This window comes from Nonomuraea sp. CA-143628 (genome assembly GCF_050942315.1).
In the GTDB taxonomy this organism is placed as follows: domain Bacteria; phylum Actinomycetota; class Actinomycetes; order Streptosporangiales; family Streptosporangiaceae; genus Nonomuraea.
Map to the genome: position 1 here is coordinate 4,637,762 of NZ_CP192072.1, position 18,374 is coordinate 4,656,135.

Sequence of the window (18,374 nt, forward strand, 5' to 3'; positions counted from 1 at the left end):
ATGCTCGTCACCGTCGGCCAGTTCGGCGCCACCACCGACAAGCCCGCCAACCTCGAAGCGGCCACCGCACTGATCGAGCAGGCGGCGGCCCAGGGCTCCCAGCTCATCGTCCTGCCGGAGAACGCCATGTACTCCAACTCGGACGTCACGGCCGACATCGTCTCGGAGACCGAACCCCTTGACGGCCCCTTCGCGACCACGATCGGCGCGCTGGCGAAGAAGCACGGCATCGCCGTCGTCGCCGGCATGACCGAGGCGCCGACCGGAGGGTCCGGCAAGCCGAGCAACACCGTGATCGCCGTGGACTCCGGTGGCGACCTCGTGGGTGTCTACCGCAAGGTCCACCTCTATGACGCCTTCGGCTACCGCGAGTCCGACCGGGTCCAGGCGCACAAGCCCGAGCCGCTGATCTTCACCCTGGGCGATCTGACCTTCGGCGTCATGACCTGCTACGACCTCCGCTTCCCCGAGATGGCCCGGTTCCTGGTCGACGCCGGGGCCGAGGCGCTCGTCGTACCCGCCGCGTGGGTCGCCGGGCCCGCCAAGGAGGACCACTGGATCACGCTGGCCCGCGCCCGCGCGATCGAGAACACCGCCTACGTCATCGCCTGCGGGCAGACCGGCTCGAACTACACCGGCCACAGCTCCGTCGTGGACCCGATGGGCCAGATAGCGGCCTCGGCGGGCGAGGCTCCGGGAGTGGCGTCCGCGGTCATCGGCGCGGAGCGGGTCAAGACCGTACGCGCCAAGAACCCCAGCCTCACCAACCGCCGCTTCGAGGTCGTCCCCGCCTGAGGACCGGCACCCGAGGACCGGCACTTGAGGGACAGCGCCTGAGGACGCCGCCCGCCGTGACGGACGCCGCCCGCCCTGACGGACGTCTCCCGCCGTGACGGACGGTGTCCGTCACGGCGTCTTCGAGCCGGGCTCGTGCCGGCCGGCGTCCGCCGTGGCGGGTGCCTCGGGGCTGCGCAGCCCCGAGGCGGCGACGGCGATGAGGGCGCAGAGCCCGAGCATGGTCGCCCAAACACCGTGGTACGCGACGGTCGAGCCGAGGCGATCCCCCGACAGCACCAGTACGAGCGCGGAGACGCCGATGACCGCCCCACAGGCGCGCGAGGTGACGGACATGGCGGTGCCGGTGGCCAGCCGGGCGGGCGGAATCTCGGCGACGGCGGCACCGCTGAGCGCGTTGACCAGCACGGCGATGCCCATCCCGGTGGTGACGACCGCGGGCAGGATCACCGTGAGGTACGCCTGATCGCCCCCGGCCGCGACCGCCAGGTAGCCGGTGGCGAGCGAGAGCAGCACCACCCCGCCCAACGCCAGCCTGCGGTGCCCGGTCTTCGCCGCCAGCCGACCGGTGAGCGGCGCGGTGAGGACCTGCACGACCGCGCCCGGAGTGACGGCGAGCCCCGCCTGGGCCTCGGAGTACCCCCAGATCTTGGTCAGGAACAGGATGTTGGCCAGCGGAAGGGCGAACATCACCAGCCCGAGCAGGAACATCGCGAGGTTGGCCCGCTGGGTGCCCCGTGCCCGGAGGATCTTCAGGTCCACGATGGGAGCGGGATGCGAACGCGCCCGCCGGACGAAGACCACGCCGACGAGGACACCGGCGACGAGGGCCAGGATCGTACCCGGGCTGCCCGGCCCCCACGCGTCGCTCTGCACGATGGCCAGCGAAGGCAGGCCGATGGCCGCCACCAGCAGAAGCAGGCCGAGGATGTCCGGCATCCGTGACGGGGCGGACGGCGGCGTCCGCGCCAGTGTCCGCCACGCGCCGAACAGCACGACCAGCCCGACCGGCAGGTGGAGGAAGAACACCGTGCGCCAGTCCCAGACGGCGACCAGAAAGCCGCCGAGCGACGGCCCGGATGCGGTCGCCACCGACTGCGTCGCGCTCCACAGACCGATCGCCGTGCCCCGCCGTTCCGGCGGGTAGTACGGCAGGATCAGCGCGAGCGTCAGCGGAGTGATCACGCCACCGCCCACGCCCTGCACCACTCTGGCCGCGATCAGGATGCCGGCCGAGGGAGCGACCGCGCACAGGGCCGCGCCGACCACGAACACCGTCAGCCCGGCGAGGAACACCCGCCGATAGCCGAACCGGTCGGCCAGGCCGCCCGCCGGCAGCAGCGCCGCCGTGAAGGTGATCGCGTAGCCGTTGAACACCCACGACAGTTCGGGCAGCCCGCTGCTCGGGAAGCTCCGGAGCATGTCGGGGAACGCGATGTTCGCCAGCTGTACGTCGATCGCACCGAGGAAGGCGCTCCCGCACAGCACCGCCAGCGGGAGCACGCGAGATCCGCGCACCTCAGCTCGACGCCGCGCCGAACCGCTCCCGGAGTTCGACCTTTCGGATCTTGCCGGTGAGGGTCCGTGGCATCGCCTCGACGAGTTCGAGGCGCTCGGGCCAGAACCAGCTGTTCACGCCGGCATCCTCCAGGTGGGTTCGCAGGTCCTCCAGCGTGGGCGGCTCACCCGCCGGCGTCACGACGGCGCACACCAGCTCGACCAGCTTCGGGTCCGGGATGCCGATGAGCGCGATGTCGCGGACGGCGGGGTGCCGGCCGAGCAGTGCCTCGATGTCGCTGACCGGCAGCTTGAGACACATGTTCGCGATGATGACGTCCTTGGTCCGGCCGGAGATGCGCACGCCGCCGTAGCCGTCGTCGCGGGCCAGGTCGCCGGTGTCGAACCAGCCGTCCGGCGTGACCGATTTGGCGTAGATCTCGTCGCGCCGGTAGTAGCCGAGGCATTGGGCCGCGCCGCGTACCTGCAACGCGCCGATCTCGCCGGCCGGGACCGGCTGATTCTCCTCGTCGACGATGCGCGCCTCCATGCCGGCCACGACGGTGCCGTCGCTCTCGCCCGCCCGCTCCGGCGGGTCTTCGGGCCGGGTCATGGTGACGCCGCCGTTCTCGGTCATGCCCCACAGCGCGTACACCCGTACTCCGAGGATCTCGCTCACCTGCTCCACCAGGTGCGGCGGGACGGGCGCCGAGCCGGACACGAAGATCCGCAGACTGGGGATCTGCCGCGGGTTGGCCTTCTGCTCCTCGCTGATCTCCCGGGCGAAGGGCGGCGTGCCGTAATACATCGTGACGCCGTGCTCGGCCATGAGGTCGAGGTAGACGCCGGGGTTCCAGAGGTCGGCCGTGACGGCGGTGCCGCCCAGCATCAACGCCTGCAGGTACGTCATCACCAGGCCCACATAGTGCATGGAGGTCTGCGCCGTCATGATGACCAGGCTGTCGTCCAGGCCGTACGCGTCCCCGTAGCCGCGGATGGCGGCATGCAGGGTGTTCTGGCTGTGCAGCGCGCCTTTGGGCTCTCCGGTCGTCCCCGAGGTGAACAGGATGAGGAACGGATCGTCCGGACCCAGCGCGCGCCCGGCCAGCTCCGCTGGATCACCGGGTTCCGGGTCGAGGAGGTGTTCTTCGAACCCGATGGACCCGGGCGGGCCCTCGCCGCCGAGGATGACCACGTGCTCCAGGGTCGGGATCTCGCTCGCGAGCGTCATCGCGGTCTCGGCCGTGGGCAGGTCGCCGAGCTGGTTCACGGTGATGAAGAGGCGTGCCTCGGTCAGCCGGATCATGAAGTCGAGCTCGCGATGCCGGTAGATGGGGAACTGCGGCGCGATACGCGCGCCGACCTTGATACAGGCCAGCGTCAGCGGCAGCATCTCGCGGCGGTTGGGTAACTGGACGGCGATGTAGTCTCCCGGCCGTACGCCCAGCCGGATCAGGCCGTGGGCGATCCGGTCGGTCAGCCGGTCGAGCTCGGCGTAGCTGACGACGTCGGTTTGGCCATCGGCGACGCGCCGACTGATGAGTGCTGGCTTGTCGGGAAATTCCGTCACATGATGGCGAAGGTCATCCAGGAAAGTCGCGCTTCGCCACCAACCGTTGCGCCGATATTCCTCATGTGTGTCCGTCACGCTCGCCCGCCTTCCAGTGATCTGCCCGAAATTCAAAGTACGGCATTTACCGCAATTCATCGCCTACGGTTTATCCTCCGTCCCCCGGAGGGGGTATCCCTCCAAAAGGACCCCAGCCACCACGGACCGACTTCTTCCACTCCCCCGGAGGGGGTATCTCCCAAGGGACCCCAGCCACCATGGACCGTCACAGGAACCGCGACGGTCATGGTCACAAGGCAGGGGTGACGAGGTAGAACAGCGCCGGAAGATGGACCGCCACCCCCTCGTACACCTCCGCGCACACAGCCACCCCAGGCCGGGCGAACGTCCCGGGCGGCGGTTCCGCCACCCGGATGACCGAGTGGCGGGCGTCCAGGAGCCTGGCCGCCACCGAGATGTCGCCGACGAGGGCGGACCCCGGGCTGATCCACCGGTTGCGGCTGATCTTCATGCCGTTGCCCGCCGCCAGGTCGGCCAGCAGGCCGTCGCGGCCGACGAGCCGGTGGTAGTAGTCGTTCGGGTTGATGATCATCGCGTGCGGGGTGGCACCCGACTGCTCGACCTCGTCGCAGGCCGTCAGGACTCCGGTGACGTAGTCGGTGTCGTAGGGGAGCCGGGCGATCTCCGGGTGGTCGAGCAGGGCGTTGGTCAGGGCCAGGTTCTCGGCGGTGGCGAGCCGTACCAGTAATCGGTAGTCGAGGAAGGTGGCCAGCGCGTCCGGGTCGTCGGCCAGCCCGTCGGGGATCTGCACCCACGCCCGGATCGGGTGCACCCCCGCCTCGCCCATGCCGAACCTGAAGGCCGCCTCGCGGCGGACGTCGGAGCCGCGCACCGCCTTCTGCTCTTCCGGTGTGGGCCGGGACTCCGTCCAGAACCGGGCGATGTCGTCGGTGGGGCGGACCTTGAGCAGGTTGCGTACGGTCAGGCGTGGTCTGTCCTTGGTCGGCTCGTGTGCCTCGGTGATGGTGTAGTCGAAGGTCACCTCGGCGCGGCCGGGGTCGGCCGCGAACGCCCGCGCGAACGCCTGGCCCGGAGATTGCTTCACGGTGGTGGGGGCTGGGGCGGTGTCCGTTGACATGGGGCCTCCCGGTCAGAAGTCGTGCTGGATGAGCCGCTGGTAGAAGGGCAGATGGTGGTCGTAGAAGGCCCTCAGGGCGGAGTGGTTGTCGACGGTGTCCGGGTAGGTGTTGCGGCGGTCCTCGAAGCCGGCGCTGCCGATCGCGTCGAGATGCCACCGTCGGGTCCGCCGCCACTCGGGCCGCTCTCCGGAGTCCCAGGTGAGCGCGTGCGCGAGAAACGGCAGACCGGCGTACGCGCAGAAGACCTCGGCCACCTTCGCCGGCTCCGCGACCAGTCGCTCCGTGCGGATGACGAGCGGCCTGCGCCCGGTCGCCGACCAGGCCAGCTCGAACAGCCGGTACAGCCGTTCGTAGCCGATCTCCGCGCGGGTCACCGCCGGTTTGATCGCGTAGTGCGAGCTGATGGTCGGCTTGGGATCGCGGACGATGAAGGTGTGGACGATCCCGGAGAGCTCCTCGGGATGGTCGAAGAGGTAGCCGTAGTCGTAGTCGAGCACCTCCTTGACGAACACCGGCCGCACGCGGGCCAGCTCCCTGAGGCCGATGAGGAGCTCCTTTTCCGATCGGGCCATGGCGTGGCGGTCTGGGAGCGGCACCGCGCCCTCCTCGGTCAGGGCGAGGAACGGCTCGTGCAGCACGGTCACGTCGCCGCGCTCGATCATCATGCGCAGGAACGCCGTCGAGGCCGAGCGGGAGTGCGCCCACATGACGATCAGCGGGTTCACCCGGACCACCAGGCCGGGACGCGGTCCCAGCGGTGCCGGCGGAGCTCCTGGAGCAGCGCGTCGTCGAGCGGCCGGCCGTCGCTGACCGAGAAGTTCGCCCGTACGTGGGCGGGTTTGCGCATGCCCGGGATCACCGTGCTGACCGCCGGGTGGTTGAGGATGAACCGCAGGGCGAGCTCGGGCAGCGAGGTGCCCTCGGGGAGGGCCGCCTTGAGGCGCTCGGCCCGCTCGACGCTCGGCCCGAGGTTCTCCGCGCAGAAGTACGTGCTGCGCCAGTCCTCCTCCGGCCAGGTGCTGTCGGCGCTCAGCGTGCCGGTGAGGGTGCCTTCGTCGAACGGTACGCGGGCGATGATCCCGATGCCGTCGCGCAGCGCGCGGTCGAACAGCTCGTCCTCGGGCGCCTGGTCGAAGATGTTGTAGATCACCTGGATGACGTCGATGAGGCCGGTGTCGAGCGCGGCGAAGCAGTTGGCCGGTTCCCACCGGTTGACGCTGATGCCGACCGCGTCGATGACCCCCTCACGCTTGAGGTCGGTGATCGCCTCCTGCCAGCGTTCGTCGGCCGCCCACCGGTCCTCCCAGGTGTGGAACTGCATCAGGTCGATGCGCGACACCCCGAGGTTGTCCAGGCTGCGATGGGTGTACTCCCTGATGTGGTCGGCGGGGTAGGCGTCGTCGAGGGTGTCGTCCGGTCCCGGCGGCCATTCGCGGTTCTTCGGGGGGATCTTCGTGGCGACGTACAGCTTCCGGTCGGGATGGCGGCGCAGCAGCGCGCCGAGCATCTGCTCGCTGACGCCTCGGCCGTACACCCAGGCCGTGTCGAAGAAGTCGCAGCCCAGCGCCACGGCCTCGTCGAGGCAGCGCGGGGCGACGTCGTAGTCCCACCCGGTGAAGTTGCCAGGGCCGCCGCCGATGCCCCACATGCCGTATCCGACCTCGCTGACCGCCCAGCCGAGGTTCCCCATCTTGCGGTGTCGCATCCTAGCCTCTCTGTCGCGTGGTGATCAGCGGGCGTCCCTTCACCGCGCGGCCGTCCCCGCTCCCGCTCGCCAGCCGGGCGTGGTACGCGGTGATCGAGCCGTCCAGGCCGCCGTCGTCGAGCTGCCGGCGCTGCTCCAGCCGGCGGCATTCGTCCTTGCGGAACAGCGCGGGATTGTCGGTCAGCAGGCCGGCGAAGGCCCGCTTCAACCCGTCCTCGCCCGTGCCCTCCGGAGCGGGCAGGAGGGACGCGAGCGCGGCCAGCTCGCGATCGGCGGTGGCCCGGCCCGCCTCGCGGACCAGCGTCACGAAGTCCCCGCACGGGATCGGCGCGATGACCGCGCCGGCGCGCGGCAGGACGTCGTCGAAGCTGACGCTCTCCGGACGGAAGACGTGCAGCGTACGGCCCCAGGCGCCGTCGTCGCACACCGCCGCCGCCACGCGGGCCGCCACATAGTCGACCGGGGTGTAGTCGGAGCGCGTGGCGACCTCGGGCATGACGCCCAGCCGCAGGAAGGCCGACAGCAGCAGATGGGTGAAGGCCACCGGATTCGGATATCCGTTGTCGGCGGCCGGCATCACCTCGCCGAGCCGCAGAATGGTGACCAGCGCGCCCCGGCGCCGGGCCTCGGCGAGGTAGCGTTCGGCGATCCACTTGGACCGGCCGTATCCGCCGGTGGGCGTCCTGGCGAGGGAAGGTTCGTAGTCCTCCGGCAGGCGGTCGTCGTGCCGGAGGGCCTCGTCCTGGAGCGCCCCGAGCGTCGAGACATAGTGCATCGGCACGGGCCGGTAGGCCATCGCGAGCCGTACGAGCTCGATGGTGCCGCGCACGTTGACCTGACGATGGGCGCGATAGTCGAACAGGAAGTTCACCAGCGCGCCGTTGTGGAGCACCAGGTCACACGTGCGTGCCAGGTGCTCCCAGGTCCGGGCGGTCAGCCCGAGGCCCGGTAACGCCAGGTCGCCCGCGTACCCCTCCAGCCGGTCGGCGAACCGCGGCTCCCACAGCCCCCGCTCCAGGAGCGCCCCGACGACCCGCGCGGTCGCGCCGGTGTCGTCGGCGGCCCGCGCGAGGCAGCGAACCCGCAGGTCCGTACGGGCCAGCAGCTCATGGACCAGGCGGCTGCCGACGAAGCCGGTCGCCCCGGTGACCAGCACGGTCCGCAGCCTGCCCGACCGGTCGGCGGGCCGGATGGGCTCGCCCTCCGGCACCGTCGAGTCGTGGGCCATGAGCACGGACTCGTCCTCGATGGCCACGCCGTCGCGCCGCCGGGCCTCGATCAGGGGCGTCAGCTCGTTCGCGGTCGGGTGGTCGTACAGATCCTTGACGTCGACCCGCACACCGCACTCCGCGGTGATCATGTGCACGACGGACAGGGCCTGGATGGAGTCGCCGCCCGCCTCCGCGAAGTGCGCGTCGCCCGTCAGGCCGGGCCGGCCTAGCGCCGAGCGCAGCGCCCGCAGGACCTGGTCGGCCAGGTTCGTGGTCGGCGCGCTCTCGGCCAGCCGGGCGGTGTCCTCGGCCAGCCTGCCGTCGAGGACCGCCTGGAGCCGCCCCCGGTCGACCTTGCCGTTGTCGTTCAGCGGCATCTCCGGCAGCAGGAAGAAGTAGCGGGGCATGCTGGTCCTGGGCAGGGTGCGGCGCAGGTGCTCACCGAGCGCGGCCTCGGTGAGACCGGTGCCGGAGGCGAACAGCGCCAGCGCCTTCGTCCCGCGCTGCTCGGCCACCAGGACCTCCGCCTGCCGGACCCCCGGGCAACTCTCGGCGGCCACCTCGATCTCGCCCAGCTCGATCCGGACGCCGCGGATCTTGACCTGGAAGTCCTTGCGACCGGAGAAGAACAACCGGCCCTCGTGGTCCAGATGACCGAGATCGCCGGTGAGGTAGAGCCGGGGGCCGGGGATGACCTCCGGGAACGGGTTGGGGACGAACGCCTTGGCGGTGGCCGCCGCATCACCCAAGTACCCCTCGCCGAGGCACTCGCCGCCGATGGCCAGCTCGCCGGTGGTGCCGGGCGGCACCGGCCGCAGGTCGTCGTCGACCACCACGGCATAGCAGTTGTCGATCGGGCGGCCCAGCGGAATCGTGTCCCCGTCCGCCTCGGACACGGGATGGAAGACCATCCCGATGGACGCCTCCGTCGGCCCATAACCGTTGGTCACCCGCAGGCCCGGGAGCAGCGCCATCAGCCGGTGCACCGCGCGCGGGTTGACCGCCTCGCTGCCGACGACGAGCCGCCGCAGCGACGACAGCTTCCGGAGCGCCTGCTCGTCGCTGTCCACGATGGCCACCAGCGCGTTGAAGACGCTGGAGACGAAGTCCGCGGTCGTGATGCCGTACGCGGCGATCAGGTCGATGGTGTGCCGCAGGTTGAGGAACTCCTCCTGTACGGGCAGCACGGTGTGACCGCCCGTGGTCAGCGGCCAGAACAGCTGCCAGAGCGAGGAGTCGGAGGTGTGCCTGCTGTTCTGCAGGACGACGTCCGCGCCCGTCGCGGCGAAGTAGCGCGTCATGAAGCGAAACCGGTTGGTCAGCCCCGCGTGCCGGTTCATCGCGCACTTCGGCGTGCCCGTGGTGCCCGAGGTGAAATAGCCGTAGATCAGATCATCGGGGCCCACGGGCACCGCCGGGCGCCGGGGCGACGGGACGATCCGGTCGACCTCGACGGTGACCGCGCGGTGCCGTAACTCCCGTGGCAGCGCGTCCGCGGTGGCGCACAGGATCGGCCCGCCCGGCAGCACCCCGAAGGTGCCGCGGATCCGGTCCTCCGGCCACGAGGGGTCCAGTGGTACGAACGCCGCGCCCAGCTTCATCAGCGCCAGATAGGTGATGGGCAGTTCCAGGGAGTTGACCAGCAGGACCGCGACCACGTCGCCCTTGCCCACGCCGTGCCCGGTCAGTGTGGCCGCCAGGCCGTTCACCAGCTCGTCCAGTCGCCGATAGGTGAGCATCCGGCCCTCGAACGACACCGCCGGGCGCTCGGGATGGCGGTCGGTCTGCTCCTCGATCAGCGCGGAGATCGGGCGGAACCCCCCGAAGTCGACCGCTCGGCCGGCGAAGCTCTGGGATTCGATCGATAACTGGGAAGGGGCTGCTTGCTGCCCCTGGGACCCTTCCTGGTCGTTGCCGGTCGGCTGTCCGGTCATTTCCACCTCTCCGTTAGGAATGCCGCCTTACTCGTAGGCGTTCCATGCCGTTCCAGATGAGTGCGTTCCGGTGAGAGGTGGTCGTACGCGCCGTCCAGCGGGGTGCGCGTCGCCGCCGCGGCGGCGATCCGGCCGACGGCGGGCGCGGTCTGCACGCCGTAACCGCCGAGCGCGGCCAGCCAGACGAAGCCCGGCGCGTCCGGGGCCTCGCCGACCACGGGCGTGTCGTCCGCCACCACGCTGCGCAGGCCGGCCCACGCGTGCCGGACGCTGCGGATCTCCAACGTGGTGGCCCGCTGTAATCGCTCCACGCCGATCGCGACGTCGAGGTCGTCGGGACGGACGTCACCGGGCGGCATCGGGGTCGCGTCGGCGGGTGAGACGAGCAGGCGTCCCGACTCGGGCTTGAAGTAGAAGGTGTCCGCCACGTCGGTCACCATCGGCCACCGGGCCGAGCTGAGGCTTTGGGGCAGACCGACGCCTTGAGGCAGATCGATGTCTTCGGGCAGGCCCACGTCTTCGGGCAGGTCGGTGAGGAAGGCGGTGCGCCGTAGCGGTCGCAGGCCGATGGACCGGATCCCGGCGAGCCCGGCCACCTCGTCCGCCCACGCCCCGGCCGCGTTGACCACGATCGGCGCGGCGAACTCGCCCGCGTCGGCCGCCGCGTGCCAGAGCCCGTCCCGCCAGGACAGGCTCCGCACCCGCGCCGACGTGATCACCTGGCCGCCGCGCGCCCGAATGCCGCGGAGAAAGCCCTGGTGGAGCGCGTCAACGTCGATGTCCATGGCCCCTGGTTTCAGCATGGCGCGGCTGTACCAGCCGGACCGCACGATCGGGCAGAGCCGGTGTACCTCGTCGTGGTCGATCTCACGGACCGGGGTCGGGGCCGACAGCCCGTCGGCCAGCATCTCGGCGAACTGCTCCTCCGCGCCCACGGGACACAGCGTCAGCACGCCGCGCGGGGCCAGCAGCGGACCGTCCGCGAAACCGGGCGGTGGCGTGGTGAGGAACGACCGGCTCGCCGTGGTGAGCGCTCGTACGGCCGGGTTGCCGAAGTACTCGGAGAAGAGCGCGGCCGACCGTCCGGTCGCGTGGTAGCCGGGAGCGTGCTCCATCTCCAGCAGCGTCACGGTGCCGAACTCGGCGAGGAAGTATCCCGCGCTCGCGCCGGCCACCCCGCCGCCCACGATGAGAAAATTTCTCACGCTCGTAACCGATCATATTTCGGGCCGCACCCGCAATATTTTCTGGGCTTCCTAACTTCTGGTATAGAACCGGCGGGAATATAAGCGTCCTGAAGCGTCTTCGGAAAATGGCAGGTCAGAAAATTAGGACCGATGCTGGGCGGAGAGCTGGCCTGTCCGAAACCGGCTCTGACTTAATGATGATAAACAGGTCAAAAAGGCATCATGTCGCCTTTTTGTATATATGGCCGTCTTTAATGTGATTTAGAGGCGCCCATGATCAGGGGTCATGGACGGAGCCCGAGCAGGCCCACGGCGTTGTCCTTGAGGATCATCGGACGGACCTCGGGCTTGATGTCGAGCTTGGCGAAGTCGGCCAGCCAGCGGTCGGGGGTGATCACCGGGTAGTCGGAGCCGAAGAGCGCCTTCTCCTTGAGCAGCGTGTTCGCGTAGTGGACGAGTTGCGGGGGGAAGTACTTCGGCGACCATCCGGACAGATCGATGTAGACGTACGGCTTGTGCGTGGCCATCGCGAGCGCCTCGTCCTGCCAGGGGAAAGACGGGTGGGCCAGGATGATCCGCAGCTCGGGGAAGTCCACGGCGACGTCGTCGACCAGCATCGGATTGCCGTACTTCAGCCGGATCCCGCCCCCGCCCGGCACTCGCGCGCCGATGCCGGTCTGCCCGGTGTGGAACAGCGCGGGCACCCCGAGCTCCTCGATGACCTCATAGAGGGGGTAGGCCATCGGGTCGTTCGGCGCGAAGCCCTGGATGCTGGGGTGGAACTTGAAGCCGCGCACGCCGTACTCCTCGACGAGTCTGCGCGCCTCACGGGCGCCCGCCCGCCCCTTCCACGGGTCCACGCTGCCGAACGGGATCAGCACGTCGGCGTGCTCGGCGCAGCTCGCCGCCACCTCCTCGTTGGAGATGCGCGGGTGACCTGTGGCGTGCTCGGCGTCCACGGTGAACACGACCGCGGCCATCTTCCGCTCGCGGTAGTAGGCGGCGATCTCGGGGATGCTCGGCCGCGCGTGCCCCTTGAAGTACTCCGCCGACGCGCCGAACAGCTCCGGACTCAGCGAGCCGTGGCCGTCCTTGGACACCTCGGCGTGCGTGTGGACGTCGATCGCGACGAGCTCGTCGACGTTCATGCCGGGCGTCCGGAGGTTCCCGGGTCCTCGTACCGGGAGTCGGTACGACCGGCGACGGCTGATTTCCCTGTGAGATTCACCGCTCGAACGTAAGGCGCTTCCGTGACCATGGTCAAGTTTCTGCCGAACGAATCCAATCAGGAGGGTGTGGGCGTCGGTGCGTCGCAGTGCCGGGGTGAGCGCGTCGAGGACGAACAAGCTGAGGGCCCCGTTCACACCGAAGCCTCCGCGGGCGTGACCGCGGAGGCTTCGGTGGTGCGGGGAGTGGCTCTTGGGTTCTCAGGGAGCGGGGACCTCGCGGACCAGCCCGAGCTGGAAGACGAACGGCTCGGCGCGCTCCGCGGTCTGCGTCTCGAAGTAGACCGGCGCGACCGCCGCGTGAACGGGGGCGGCCTGGAGGGAGGCGGGCACGCACGAGCGTGCCGCGGCGGCATGGGCGGGTATGGCCGTGAGTGCGGGGGCGCCGGTGGCAAGCGGCGCCGCGAGGGCCAGTGATGACGCCGCGAGGGAGGGGATGCGCATCGGCTTCCTTTCGATCAGGAGTGGACCCTCTGCACCGATGCCCATCAGCTAAAACTACCTAACGTAACTGTACGACTACAGGACGCTACCGGTTGGGCATGATCAGCCGGTCGAGTAGGTAGGTGTCCCGGGGACTACCTACGTAGTCGAAATAGGTAGTCGTATGGGGATTTCTCACCTCTCGTCATCGCGAGGTGTGAGGGAGGCTTGTGGCCAAAGTACCCCGCCGAAAGTGAGGATCGAGGCTGCGAGCCATGTACAAGCATCAGCCCTCCAAGTCCACCCCCCCTCGTTCCCGACCGCGAGGCGAAGTCTTTCGTCACCTACTGCTTGGAGCAGGGATGGGGTCTGCGTCGCAAGGGGATGGTGCACATGAGCGACACAGGTTCGCGGCCAGGGTCGAGAACGACTGTTCAGCCGACACGCGGCGGGTCGCCTCATGGAGGCTCCCGCACCAGCTCGGCTCGGTGCCCAAGGCACGCCACCTGACACGTGCGCTGCTGTCCCAATGGGGCTTCGACGGCCAGGGTGAGGTCGCCGAACTGCTGGTCAGCGAGTTGGTCACCAACGCGTTGAAATACGTGAAAGGGACCGTCGATCTCAGCCTCTCCGCTGAGGACGGGTTGCTGCGCTTCGAGGTCGAGGACACGAATCCCGAACTGCCTCAGGTGCGTACGCCCCGCCCGGACGAGGAGAGGGGGCACGGTCTGAACCTGGTCGACACACTGTCGTGTTGCTGGGGAAGCATCCGTACCCATCGGGGAAAGGTCGTCTGGTGCGAACTGCCTGTCGGCGCGCCCCAGTGCTGAAACCCGGGCCCACTCGCCCACGATCCGGAAAGGTTACGAGAGAGAGTCCATGCGCCAGATCCGTGTCCGCAAAAGTCCTATCCGCACCAGAGATGATCGGCCAGATCTGCGGACGCCATCAGGACGGAGGTTGCCATACTGAATAAACGATCATTACGGAACCCCCTGAACAGAGGGACGCCGGAGCCGATCGGGTCACCGCTGAGATCGGTCCCGGCGTCCCGCCTTGCCTCTGAGAACATCTACTCGTCGTCGGCCCGCTCGATCGCGTACGTGATCGTCCGCTTCAGCCCGAGCCGCGCCCCTTGGCGGAAGGCCGCCGCGAACGCCCGCCCGCCCAGTTCCTCGTGGGCGCGGGCCATGCACTGCTCGTGGCCCCGTACGTGGGGAAACAGCCGGGTCGGTGAGGCTCCCATCGCCCGCCACAGCGGATGCGCGGTGCCGAGTATCGTGGCCGCCCGTTCGTATCGGCCCTGCGCGCAGGCCGTCCAGGCCAGCACCTCCAGGCATTGCGTGAGGCCCCACCGGTCGTTGAGCGTGTTCCGCAGCTCGGCCGCCTCCTTCATCAGGGCTTCGGTCCTGCGCCAGTCGCCCTGGTTCCACGCGGCCATGCCCAGGGCGAACAGCGCGTACCCGCGCGACAGCTGGGCGCCCCGGGCGTCCGACAGCGCGAGGAACCAGTCGCCCAGGGTGATGCTGAGCTCCGGGGCCTCGGCCGCGCCGTAGGCGGCGGCGTAGAACCGGTTGATGGCGGCGGCGTCGACGTCCCCACCGGCCAGGTGCCCGGCGCGGGCCTCCTCCAGGAGCGCGAGACCTCGCCGGGGCTCTCCCGCCGAGAAGGCGGCGATGCCCGAGACCTGGGTGGCGAACGCGAGAGCGGACTCGTCACCCAGCCGCCGGGCCAGGACCTGGCATTCCTCAAGCTGCGGCAGGGCCGTCTTCAGGTCGCCCTGATGGAGGGCGAGCAGGCTGTCGACCCACAGGGAGTCGGCCCGGGCGGAGTTCGCCTCCGGTACGAGCCGCAGGCCACGATCCAGCCAGTGCCGGCCCTCGGTGAGAGAGCCGGCGATGATCCAGAAGACCCACAGCGCCGAGGCGATCTCCAACCCCACGGACGCCTCGCCCGCCCGGCCGAAGCACAGGTCGAGCGCGACGCGCAGATTGGGCAGCTCACGCTGCAGGGCCCTGAACCCCTCGGGCTGGTGAGGAGAGAGCCGATCCAACCGGTGCCGCTCGACCTCACCCCGGTAATGCTCGACGTATCGCCGGCCCAGCGCTCTCGCCTCAGCCGGGGACAACTCCTCACGGCCGTACGAGCGGATGCTGTCGAGCATGCGGTAGTACACCCCGGTATCGCGCTCAGTCGCGATGAGCACGGACTTGTCCACCAAGCCGGCGACCAGATCGACGACATCCTCCTTGTCGATCTTCTCGCCCGGACAGATCGCCTCCGCGGCCTCCAGCTCGACGCCGCCGGCGAACATCGACAGCCTGCTCCACAGCCGCTGCTCGGCCGGCGAGCACAGCCCGAAACTCCAGTCCAGGGTGGCGCGCAGTGACCGGTGCCGGGGCAGGGCGGAACGGGCGCCTTCGACCGGCGCCTCGAAGTGCTCGTCCAGCTCACGCAGCAACTGCTCCACAGGCGTCGTGCGCAGCCGCACCGCGGCCAGCTCGATCGCCAGGGGGATCCCCTCCAGGCGCTGTGACAGCCGGGCCACCGTCTCGGCGTTGGCCGCGTCGACCGTGAACCCGGGGTGTGCCCGCGCCGCGCGCTCGGCGAACAGGCGGACCGCGTCGTGGCGGGCGATGTCGCGTACCGCCTCGCCGGGATCCGATGTCGTCAGCGGCGGTACGTACAGCACCTGCTCGCCGTAGACGCCGAGCGCCTGGCGGCTGGTCGCCAGGATCCGCAGCCGCGGGGCGCCGCGCAGCATGCGGTCCACCAGCAGGGCGCACTCCTCCAGCAGGTGCTCGCAGTTGTCCAGCACCAGGAGCATCCGCCGGTCGGCCAGATAGTCCACCAGCGTGGTCATGGAGCAGGGACCCTGTTCGCGCAGCCCCAGCGCGGCGGCCACGGCCGACTCCAGCAGGTCGGCATCCTCGAGAGTGGCCAGCTCGACCAGCTCGGCTCCGTGCGCGAACGCCCCGCGCAGGGCCTCGGCCGCCTGCACGGCCAGCCGGGTCTTGCCGACTCCGCCGGTGCCCGTCAGGGTCAGCAACCGGGTATGGCCCAACATTCGCCGCACCGCGGACATCTCATGCCTGCGCCCGACGATGCCGGGTCCCTCTACCCGCCGACGTTCCGGAGAACCGGTCACCTCCGCGTCCATCCTGCCCTGTGGCGCCGCTGTAATCGCGCCATCACTAACCACCAGGCTATGTCCACAACATTACGCTGTGCACCGGGAAAACGGTCTGGGCATAACCTAGGTAGTTGAGGGCCCGGATCCGGCACGGTGGTGACCTGCTTGGCCGGGCCGACACGAGGGCGCGTCATGGCAACGGGGGAGCCCCGGCGGCAGCGGAGCGGGTGGCTGCCGGCCGAGGTGACGAGTTTCGTGGGACGTCGGCACGAGGTGGCCGAGGTCAAAACGCTGCTGTCCGCGTCCCGGACGGTGACCCTGATCGGCGTGGGCGGGGTGGGCAAGACCCGGCTGGCCCTGCGCGTGGGGCTCGAGGTGCGGCGGGCGTTCCGCGACGGCGTGTGGCTGGTCGAGCTCGCCTCCCTGGAGGATCCGGAACTGCTGGCCCAGGTCGTGGCCGAGGCCCTGGAGATTCGCGACCACACCGTCTGCCCGCCTCTGCAGGTGCTCGTCGGCCACCTGCGCGACAAGCAGACGCTGATGATCCTGGACAACTGCGAGCACCTGGTCAACGAGTGCGCCGTGGTGGCCGACATGCTCCTGCGGGCCGCCCCTGAGCTGCGGATCCTGGCCACCAGCAGGCAGACGCTGGGCATCAGCGGCGAGCAGATGCTGCCTGTGCCGACGCTTCCACTGCCGGACTCCGACCGCCCGGGAATGTCCGCTGAGGCGCTCATGCAGTGTGACGGGGTGCGGCTGTTCACCGAGCGGGCCCGGGCCGTCCTGCCGACGTTCGCCGTCACTGAGGACAACCGGGACCTCGTGCTGCGGATCTGCCGCCGGCTGGACGGGCTGCCGCTCGCGATCGAGCTGGCGGCCGTGCGGCTGCGGGCGCTGTCGCTCCAGCAGCTTCACGACCGGCTGGACGACCGGTTCCGACTACTCACCGCAGGCTCGCGGGCGACGCTGCCGCGCCATCAGACGCTGCGCGCGATGATCGACTGGAGCTACGGCCTCTGTTCGGAGCAGGAACAACTGATGTGGGAGCGCGCGTCGGTGTTCGCCGGCACGCTGGACCTGGAGGCGGCGGAGGCGGTCTGCTCCGGCGACGGCATCAGCCGCGACGAGGTCATCGACCTGGTGATGGGCCTGGTCGACAAGTCCGTCTTCCTCCGGGAGGAGCATGGCCGGGGAGTGAGATACCGGCTCCTCGACACCATCCGCCAGTACGGCCGCGAGCGGCTCACCGCCTCGGGCCAGGAACCCGCGCTGCAACGGCGACACCGCGCCTACTACCGGGCACTGGCGGCGCGGGCCCACGCGCAGTTGTTCGGTCCCTCGCAGGTGGCCTGGTTCGACCGGCTGCAGCTCGAACACGCCAACCTCCGCACCGCCATCGACAGCTTCTACGGCGACCCGGCGGAGGCCGGCGCCGGCCTGGGTATGGCCGCCGACCTGCTCTACCACTGGATCACCAGTTACTACCTCGGCGAGGGCCGGCGCTGGCTGGACCGAGGGCTGGCCCTGGAAACCGAGCCGAGCGAGGTACGCGCCAGGGCGCTGTGGGCCAACAGCTGGCTGGCCATCATCCAGGCCGACATCACCACCGCCGCGGCCATGCTGGAGGAGAGCAGGGTCCTGGGGGAGCGGCTGGGTGATGAGCTGGTCCGCGGGTACGTCGCGCTCTACTCCGGCATGATCGCCATGTACCGCGGCGACACCGAAACGGCCATCGGGCTGTACGAGGAGGCCGTGGCACACCACCGGAACACCGAGAACCCCGTGGGCCTGGCCCTGGCCCTCATCCGGCTGTCCCTCGCGCACTCCTACCTGGGTGACTCCTCGCAGGCCATCGCCCTGGGCGACGACTGCCTGGCCGTGTGCGACGCCTATGGGGAGGGGTGGCACAAGGCGTACACGATGATGGCGCTCGGCGTGGAGGTGTGGCGGCAGGGAGACCTCCGCCGCGCGACCGAACTCGAGAAGGAGAGCCTGGTCTTCAACCGTTCGCTCGACGATCCGCTGGGCGTCGGGGTCAACCTCGAGGTGCTGGCCTGGATCGCCGAGACGGAGCAGCACTACGAGCGGGCCGCCCGGCTGCTGGGCATCCTGGAGACGGTCTGGAGCTCGATCGGCGCGGCATTGTCCGGATTCGGGCACCTGGTCCGCTACCACGACGAATGCGAGAGTCGCACGCGCGCGGCCCTGGGGGACGCGACCTTCGACGCCGAGTTCAAGCGGGGTGCCCGGCTCTCCTACGACGAGGCGCTCGGCTACGCGCTCCAGGAAGAGCCGCCCCAGGGCGAGAAGGCGGCGAAGGCGGAGCCGGCGCGGCTCACCCGCCGCGAGACGGAGATCGCCCAGCTGGTCGCCCAGGGGATGACCAACAAGCAGATCGCCGCCGCGCTGGTGATCGCCCCGCGCACCGCCGAGGGGCATATCGAGCACATCCTGAACAAGCTCGGCTTCAACTCACGCGCCCAGATCGCCGTGTGGGTCGGCGAGCGGGCCCGAGCCGCGGGCGGGGAGCCTCCCGATTCGCATGACTGACCTA

Annotated in this window: 14 protein-coding genes; 4 read left to right on the plus strand and 10 right to left on the minus strand. The window is 69.9% G+C overall.

All coding sequences use genetic code 11. The annotated features are described in order from the left end of the window. Entirely contained in the window at positions 1 to 795 is a 795-nt protein-coding gene (locus ACQP2T_RS21395) for a carbon-nitrogen hydrolase family protein (protein ID WP_433517871.1), read from the plus strand. 111 nt (positions 796 to 906) lie between these two features. Here ACQP2T_RS21395 and ACQP2T_RS21400 read toward each other — a convergent pair whose 3' ends face one another. The 9 genes from ACQP2T_RS21400 to ACQP2T_RS21440 all read right to left on the minus strand — a co-directional run bounded on the left by ACQP2T_RS21400 (position 907) and on the right by ACQP2T_RS21440 (position 12,708). After that, positions 907 to 2,313: a DHA2 family efflux MFS transporter permease subunit gene (locus ACQP2T_RS21400; protein WP_433517872.1), complete on the minus strand. Its 1,407-nt coding sequence runs from the start codon at positions 2,311 to 2,313 to the stop codon at positions 907 to 909. Between the two features lies 1 nt (position 2,314). Further along, positions 2,315 to 3,862: an AMP-binding protein gene (locus ACQP2T_RS21405; RefSeq protein ID WP_433517873.1), complete on the minus strand. Its 1,548-nt coding sequence runs from the start codon at positions 3,860 to 3,862 to the stop codon at positions 2,315 to 2,317. A gap of 289 nt (positions 3,863 to 4,151) precedes the next feature. Beyond that, positions 4,152 to 5,000: a family 3 encapsulin nanocompartment shell protein gene (locus ACQP2T_RS21410; protein ID WP_433517874.1), complete on the minus strand. Its 849-nt coding sequence runs from the start codon at positions 4,998 to 5,000 to the stop codon at positions 4,152 to 4,154. 12 nt (positions 5,001 to 5,012) lie between these two features. Continuing rightward, positions 5,013 to 5,726: a hypothetical protein gene (locus tag ACQP2T_RS21415; RefSeq protein WP_433517875.1), complete on the minus strand. Its 714-nt coding sequence runs from the start codon at positions 5,724 to 5,726 to the stop codon at positions 5,013 to 5,015. Continuing rightward, positions 5,723 to 6,706 carry an aldo/keto reductase gene (locus tag ACQP2T_RS21420; protein ID WP_433517876.1) on the minus strand — a complete coding sequence of 328 codons (984 nt, stop codon included), beginning with the start codon at positions 6,704 to 6,706 and terminating at the stop codon, positions 5,723 to 5,725. Before ACQP2T_RS21420 ends, ACQP2T_RS21415 begins: the two co-directional genes overlap by 4 nt. Position 6,707: 1 nt before the next feature. After that, entirely contained in the window at positions 6,708 to 9,851 is a 3,144-nt protein-coding gene (locus tag ACQP2T_RS21425) for a non-ribosomal peptide synthetase (RefSeq protein ID WP_433517877.1), read from the minus strand. Next, positions 9,848 to 11,056, minus strand: coding sequence for an NAD(P)/FAD-dependent oxidoreductase (locus tag ACQP2T_RS21430; RefSeq protein ID WP_433517878.1), 1,209 nt, complete (start codon positions 11,054 to 11,056; stop codon positions 9,848 to 9,850). The genes ACQP2T_RS21425 and ACQP2T_RS21430 overlap by 4 nt, the downstream gene beginning before the upstream one ends. A gap of 266 nt (positions 11,057 to 11,322) precedes the next feature. Further along, positions 11,323 to 12,186, minus strand: coding sequence for an amidohydrolase family protein (locus tag ACQP2T_RS21435; RefSeq protein ID WP_433517879.1), 864 nt, complete (start codon positions 12,184 to 12,186; stop codon positions 11,323 to 11,325). Positions 12,187 to 12,465: 279 nt separating this feature from the next. Next, positions 12,466 to 12,708, minus strand: coding sequence for a hypothetical protein (locus ACQP2T_RS21440; RefSeq protein WP_433517880.1), 243 nt, complete (start codon positions 12,706 to 12,708; stop codon positions 12,466 to 12,468). A 207-nt stretch (positions 12,709 to 12,915) separates the two neighbouring features. Between ACQP2T_RS21440 and ACQP2T_RS21445 the strand changes: the two genes are divergently transcribed. Both ACQP2T_RS21445 and ACQP2T_RS21450 read left to right on the plus strand, forming a co-directional pair. After that, on the plus strand, positions 12,916 to 13,197 hold the full coding sequence (locus ACQP2T_RS21445; RefSeq protein WP_433517881.1) for a DUF5999 family protein: 282 nt from the start codon (positions 12,916 to 12,918) through the stop codon (positions 13,195 to 13,197). After that, on the plus strand, positions 13,176 to 13,517 hold the full coding sequence (locus ACQP2T_RS21450) for an ATP-binding protein (RefSeq protein ID WP_433517882.1): 342 nt from the start codon (positions 13,176 to 13,178) through the stop codon (positions 13,515 to 13,517). Before ACQP2T_RS21445 ends, ACQP2T_RS21450 begins: the two co-directional genes overlap by 22 nt. 242 nt (positions 13,518 to 13,759) lie before the next feature. Here ACQP2T_RS21450 and ACQP2T_RS21455 read toward each other — a convergent pair whose 3' ends face one another. Further along, on the minus strand, positions 13,760 to 15,754 hold the full coding sequence (locus ACQP2T_RS21455; RefSeq protein WP_433519805.1) for an ATP-binding protein: 1,995 nt from the start codon (positions 15,752 to 15,754) through the stop codon (positions 13,760 to 13,762). Positions 15,755 to 16,012: 258 nt separating this feature from the next. Between ACQP2T_RS21455 and ACQP2T_RS21460 the strand changes: the two genes are divergently transcribed. Continuing rightward, positions 16,013 to 18,370 carry an ATP-binding protein gene (locus tag ACQP2T_RS21460; protein ID WP_433517883.1) on the plus strand — a complete coding sequence of 786 codons (2,358 nt, stop codon included), beginning with the start codon at positions 16,013 to 16,015 and terminating at the stop codon, positions 18,368 to 18,370. Positions 18,371 to 18,374 lie beyond the last annotated feature (4 nt).

Bases quoted from the DNA above. Each gene is read 5' to 3' on its own strand.
- ACQP2T_RS21395 (WP_433517871.1), top strand. From the start codon at position 1: ATGCTCGTCACCGTCGGCCAGTTCGGCGCCACCACCGACAAGCCCGCC.
- ACQP2T_RS21410 (WP_433517874.1), bottom strand. From the start codon at position 5,000: ATGTCAACGGACACCGCCCCAGCCCCCACCACCGTGAAGCAATCTCCG.
- ACQP2T_RS21420 (WP_433517876.1), bottom strand. From the start codon at position 6,706: ATGCGACACCGCAAGATGGGGAACCTCGGCTGGGCGGTCAGCGAGGTC.
- ACQP2T_RS21425 (WP_433517877.1), bottom strand. From the start codon at position 9,851: ATGACCGGACAGCCGACCGGCAACGACCAGGAAGGGTCCCAGGGGCAG.
- ACQP2T_RS21435 (WP_433517879.1), bottom strand. From the start codon at position 12,186: ATGAACGTCGACGAGCTCGTCGCGATCGACGTCCACACGCACGCCGAG.
- ACQP2T_RS21440 (WP_433517880.1), bottom strand. From the start codon at position 12,708: ATGCGCATCCCCTCCCTCGCGGCGTCATCACTGGCCCTCGCGGCGCCG.
- ACQP2T_RS21455 (WP_433519805.1), bottom strand. From the start codon at position 15,754: ATGTTGGGCCATACCCGGTTGCTGACCCTGACGGGCACCGGCGGAGTC.
- ACQP2T_RS21460 (WP_433517883.1), top strand. From the start codon at position 16,013: ATGGCAACGGGGGAGCCCCGGCGGCAGCGGAGCGGGTGGCTGCCGGCC.